At 41.5% G+C, this 5,396-nt stretch carries 4 protein-coding genes; all 4 read left to right on the plus strand.

All coding sequences use genetic code 11. The features are described from left to right. The first annotated feature begins 139 nt into the window (after window positions 1–139). Entirely contained in the window at window positions 140–1,102 is a 963-nt protein-coding gene (gene cofG / locus NCWK1_RS20675; protein WP_103125989.1) for a 7,8-didemethyl-8-hydroxy-5-deazariboflavin synthase subunit CofG, read from the plus strand. A 110-nt stretch (window positions 1,103–1,212) separates the two neighbouring features. Beyond that, window positions 1,213–2,949, plus strand: a complete 1,737-nt coding sequence (hflX, locus tag NCWK1_RS20680) for a GTPase HflX (RefSeq protein WP_103125990.1) — start codon at window positions 1,213–1,215, stop codon at window positions 2,947–2,949. A 358-nt stretch (window positions 2,950–3,307) separates the two neighbouring features. Next, on the plus strand, window positions 3,308–4,198 hold the full coding sequence (locus tag NCWK1_RS20685) for a 2OG-Fe(II) oxygenase (RefSeq protein WP_103125991.1): 891 nt from the start codon (window positions 3,308–3,310) through the stop codon (window positions 4,196–4,198). Between the two features lie 509 nt (window positions 4,199–4,707). Then, window positions 4,708–5,396, plus strand: a 689-nt coding sequence (locus NCWK1_RS29195; RefSeq protein WP_146034016.1) for a hypothetical protein, incomplete at its 3' end; no start/stop codon positions are given.

The raw sequence follows: 5,396 nt of genomic DNA on the forward strand, positions 1-5,396 counted from the left end.
CTTAAAGGTAATTATTGCTTTTTGTAAAGCATTCTGAGAAAAAATTTTTAACTTACCCTGTAGAAAGCTCTGATACCTAGTTACAGTCAGGATTTTGCGGTAAATTGATACGTTTACAATTCTTTAAGAAATCTATTTTATGACGGATGCTAATTCTGCCATTGTTACCTATAGCCCTGCTTATACAATCGTTCCAACTTACGAGTGCTTCAATCGCTGTACTTACTGCAACTTTCGTACCAACCCCGGCGAGAGTTCTTGGCTGACGCTATCAGCAGCAGAGGAAATCTTAAAACAACTTAAAAATGAGAAAGTCTGTGAAATTCTGATCCTTAGTGGTGAGGTACACCCTAATTCACCACAGCGTCAGGCCTGGTTTCAGCGAATTTATGATTTATGTGCATTAGCATTGACGATGGGTTTTTTACCACACACCAACGCCGGGCCTCTGAGTTTTGCAGAAATGCAACAGTTAAAAAATGTCAATGTCTCAATGGGTTTGATGTTGGAACAGTTAACACCAGAACTGTTGAAGACTGTACATCGCTACGCACCCAGTAAAGTCCCAGAACTGAGACTGCAACAATTAAAATGGGCGGGAGAATTGCAAATTCCCTTCACCACAGGTTTGCTTTTAGGAATTGGCGAAACCGCAGATGATTGGTGGACAACCTTAGAAGCTATATCTAAAATTCATCAACGCCACCATCACATTCAAGAAGTGATTTTGCAACCTCACAGTCCGGGAAATCAGCAAACATTTGACGCACTAGGTTTTGTCCCCCATCAGTTACCCGCAGTGATTACCAAAGCCCGTCAAATTTTACCGCCAGAAATTACAATTCAAATTCCGCCAAATCTAGTTAAAGATGAGCAATGGTTACTCGGTTGTATTGAAGCGGGTGCTAGAGATTTAGGCGGAATAAGCCCAAAAGATGAAGTGAATCCCGACTATCCTCATATTCAAGAACAAGAATTGAGAGACATTTTACAACCAGTGGGGTGGGAATTAGTGCCGCGTTTACCTGTGTATCCGCAATTTGATAGCTGGTTGTCAGAAGAATTGCAAACAGCCGTGAGTCTCTGGCGGAATAGCTCCTGAAAGCTGACTGCATATCGCACCCCCCAAAAGACAGAGCTTGTACCCTAACAACTGTTGTAAAATAGACAATAGAAGGATTCGGAGGGCCAGTTAACTGGTCATAAACGCCTATAGAGACTATCTTCGGAAACCTCCAAGGTTTAAAGTCCAGCCAGCTGAAACACCTACAGCGGCTGTACCACCAGCGTATACCAGGCGATCGCATCACAACGCCTGAGTTTTCCCAGCGTCTAGCAGCCATTAGCACAGAAATCAATCAACCCGTGTGTGCCTATCTCAACCGTCGCGGTCAAGTGATTCGTGTTGGGGTAGGCACACCGCGTCAGACGCAAATCCCACCGCTAGAACTGCCTCGTTATGGTGCAGAACGTCTTAGCGGTATTCGCTGTATTGCCACCCATCTCAAATCAGAACCACCGAATGAGGTAGCCCTGACAGCTATGGCAATGCAACGTTTAGACGCGTTGGTGTTGCTGAATATTACTGGGACAGGATTTACTCGGCGTGGTGGTGGCGCGACAGGTTATGTCAAAGAAGCTTATTTAGCTCATTTAGTCTCAGATACTAAACAATTAGTAACAGTCCAAAACTCAGCACCTGGTACGCAAAACTCAGCAATTTACTCTAGCATTTCCCCACCGATGAGCTTGGATATGTTGGCAGAACAAGATTTCATCGACTTAGTGGAAGGACTAGAAGAAGAATTCCGCCGAGAATTTGTTGCCCAGGAAGTAGATGCTGACCATGACCGCGTGTTAATTGTGGGAGTGATGACAGATGAATTAACTCCGCAACAATTTCACGACACCATAGCGGAATTAGGGCGACTAGTAGATACGGCTGGCGGTGATGTAATACAGACATTACAACAAAAGCGATCGCGCATTCATCCTCAAACAGTCATCGGTGAAGGTAAGGTGCAAGAAGTCGCCTTAACAGCCCAAACCCTAGGATGTAATCTTGTTGTCTTCGACCGCGACCTCTCACCCGCCCAAGTCCGTAACTTAGAAGCACAAATTGGTATTCGGGTAGTTGACCGCACAGAAGTCATTCTGGATATCTTTGCCCAACGCGCCCAATCCCGTGCAGGTAAATTGCAAGTAGAACTGGCACAGCTAGGATATATGCTGCCGCGACTGACTGGTAGAGGACAAGCAATGTCGCGGTTAGGTGGTGGTATCGGTACTCGCGGCCCTGGTGAAACCAAACTAGAAACAGAACGCCGGGCAATTCAGCGGCGAATTTCTCGACTGCAACAAGAAGTCGACCAGTTGCAAGCCCATCGTTCGCGGTTACGGCAACGACGGCAACATCGGGAAGTTCCTTCAGTCGCCTTGGTTGGTTATACCAACGCTGGTAAATCGACCTCACTCAATGCCCTGACTAACGCTGAAGTCTATACGGCTGACCAGCTATTTGCTACTCTTGACCCGACCACACGTCGTTTGGTAATTCCCCATGCTGACACAAATGAACCCCAAGAAATTCTCATTACAGATACAGTAGGGTTCATTCACGAATTACCTGCATCCTTAATGGATGCTTTCCGTGCCACCTTGGAAGAAGTCACAGAAGCTGATGCTTTATTACATTTAGTGGATTTGTCTCATCCTGCTTGGTTAAGTCACATTCGCTCAGTACGAGAAATTCTCGCCGCCATGCCTGTGACTCCTGGCCCAGCGTTGGTTGCCTTTAACAAAATTGATCAAGTAGACAGCGAAACGTTAGCTATAGCGCGGGAAGAATTTCCTTTAGCTGTGTTCATTTCGGCCAGTGAACGTTTAGGCTTAGAAACCTTGCGTTTACGTCTTAGCCAATTGATTGCATACGCTGTTGAACCTCGGTAAATACCGAAAATAAATTTTGAATATTTAATGCACAATGCCGTAGTTCGTATAACTACGGCTTTCATTTTTTCATCTTGAATTACTGTGGTATTTCCTGAATGACAGGATGAGCGAAAATGTGCTAGAACCAATAGCTATCAGTATAAAAAGTACAAAGTAAAGAATCCAGATACCCCAGATTTTTCAGCATTTTTGATAGTCTGCTAATTTTGACAAAGTTGTACTAGATATTTTTATTGTTCTGTAATCAAGAAAGTAAGTCGAGTTTTCGCCCAGATTTGACGAAACCTAGACATTACTTTCTTACTTTGATTTTTACCCACTTTCCAGCGATCGCTATCCTAAGCACTAATAATTTATGTCAACAAATTCTCAACAAATAGAAAACAAGAAAGTCAAAGTTCAACTTCTGTTAGCAGGAGGACATCAGTACACAGTTTATTTGAATCCAGATGACCCTGTACTGCATAGCCTGTTAACAACTATTGTGGCTCGTGCTTATAAACAAGAATCTGCAAGTCACTGTTTATTTCAAATTCCCATCTATGAAGGACATTCAGCCTTATCTTTTGCTAGTGAAAATCTTGTTGGTTTAGTAACCGAACCACCTCTTTGGATACAGCAAACTGAAAATATCCAACCTGTAGCCAATGATATTTTGAATTCTAGTTATGTACAAATAGATAATTTTCTCTCGCCTAATGAGCATGAGCGCCTGATCAAATATGTACTAGCTAACAAATCAAATTTTGTCTCTACTAGTACTTCTACTAATGATCAAAATTATCGTCGGTCAATGGTGCTGTACTCATTCCCTGATTTTGCTGAACTAATTGTCAACAAAATCCAGAACATTATGCCTGATATCATAAGTAAATTGGGAATGTCACCATTTCCGATATCTCAAATTGAAAGCCAACTAACATCACATAATGATGGAAATTTTTACAAAATTCATAACGATAATGGTAGTTCAGATACTGCCACAAGAGAACTAACTTATGTTTATTACTTCAATCGAGAACCCAAGCGGTTTTCGGGAGGAGAATTATTAATATACGACAGTAAAGTGGAAAATAACTTTTATGTCAAAGCAGAATCTTTTAAAACTGTCGAACCGCGCAATAACAGTGTTGTCTTTTTCCTCAGCCGATATATGCACGAGGTTCTCCCGGTAAACTGTCCATCTAAAGCCTTTGCAGATAGCCGTTTTACTATCAATGGTTGGGTACGCCGAGAAGCATCTTAGGTTAGATTCCTATTTACTTTGAATTATCTTCAAGTGAGGTGATATCCTCACTTTTTTATTTATAAAGAAGACTTAAAGATTAAATTTATTGTGCTAGTAAATACTTAAATAAGTTTTTCAAATGTAAACACATAACCTATATATAAATACATAAAAACTCTTGTTTTCCATCTTTAGATTAAAGTTCTTATAAAAATCTAGATAAACTATAGACTACTGATAATCTACTGTGGCAAATTATATTTATTAATCACTGAGAAAATAAAAGTTTCAGAGATTCCTATCAAGTGCATCTCACATTGAATTCCCTCCTAGAAAACAGAAATTTTCGTTATACAAACTAACTGATATAGCAAAGGCTTAAATAATAAATTGCCTAAAAAATAGCTGCTAACAAGCAGTTTGTAGACTCAGTTTGTCATAACTTAAACGCTCTATTTTGAAGGGATATTTTATGCTGCAATACGATTTTATGAAGCTTTTTACAAGCAAAAAGGAGTTTTAAACAAGTGGCTCAAATGAATTTACAAAGACGAATAGGTTATATAACTTGTGGTTTATCGTCATTAGCTATAGTTATGGCTGGGCAGATGTCTCAAGCAGATGCAGCTTCCATGAGTTTTACTACTACTAACTTTACAGGCGATCCATTAAAAGTTAGATATACGCTGGATGACACAATAGCAGGTGCAGGAAAAGTTCAAGTCAAAGTCGAATTTGTGACTGACTCAACCTATAAAAATATCGGCGATATACGCGGAGTTTTCTTCGATATTAAAGATAACTCACTTCTATCTGGTCTCAAAGTCACCGGTTTAAATGGTACGCCCATAACTACAACTGCATATAGCACCACTGGACAGCTTCAAAGCGTCGGTTCAGCTAATCTAAATGGTGATGGAAATACCCATACATTTGAATTTGGTGCAGAGATTGGTGAAAACGGTTTAAAAGGCGGGAAAGATGACTTTCAGATAGCCAACTTTGTTCTATCTCACAGTACAGCAGCCTTAACTCTCGATCAGTTTTTCAATCAAGAGTTCGGTTTGCGTGCAACGAGCGTGGGGCTTCCTGACTCTAGTCGTAATGGAAGTAGCAAACTCGCAGGTATTTCCACACCAGCGCCCGCACCCGCACCAGCACCAGCACCAGCACCAGCGCCAGCACCTGCACCAGCACCCGCACCCGCACCCGCACC

Origin of the sequence: Nostoc cycadae WK-1 (assembly GCF_002897135.1) — a bacterium.
GTDB lineage: Bacteria > Cyanobacteriota > Cyanobacteriia > Cyanobacteriales > Nostocaceae > Nostoc_B.

Coding starts and splice junctions, on each gene's coding strand:
- cofG (WP_103125989.1), top strand. CDS start 140: ATGACGGATGCTAATTCTGCCATTGTTACCTATAGCCCTGCTTATACA.
- NCWK1_RS20685 (WP_103125991.1), top strand. CDS start 3,308: ATGTCAACAAATTCTCAACAAATAGAAAACAAGAAAGTCAAAGTTCAA.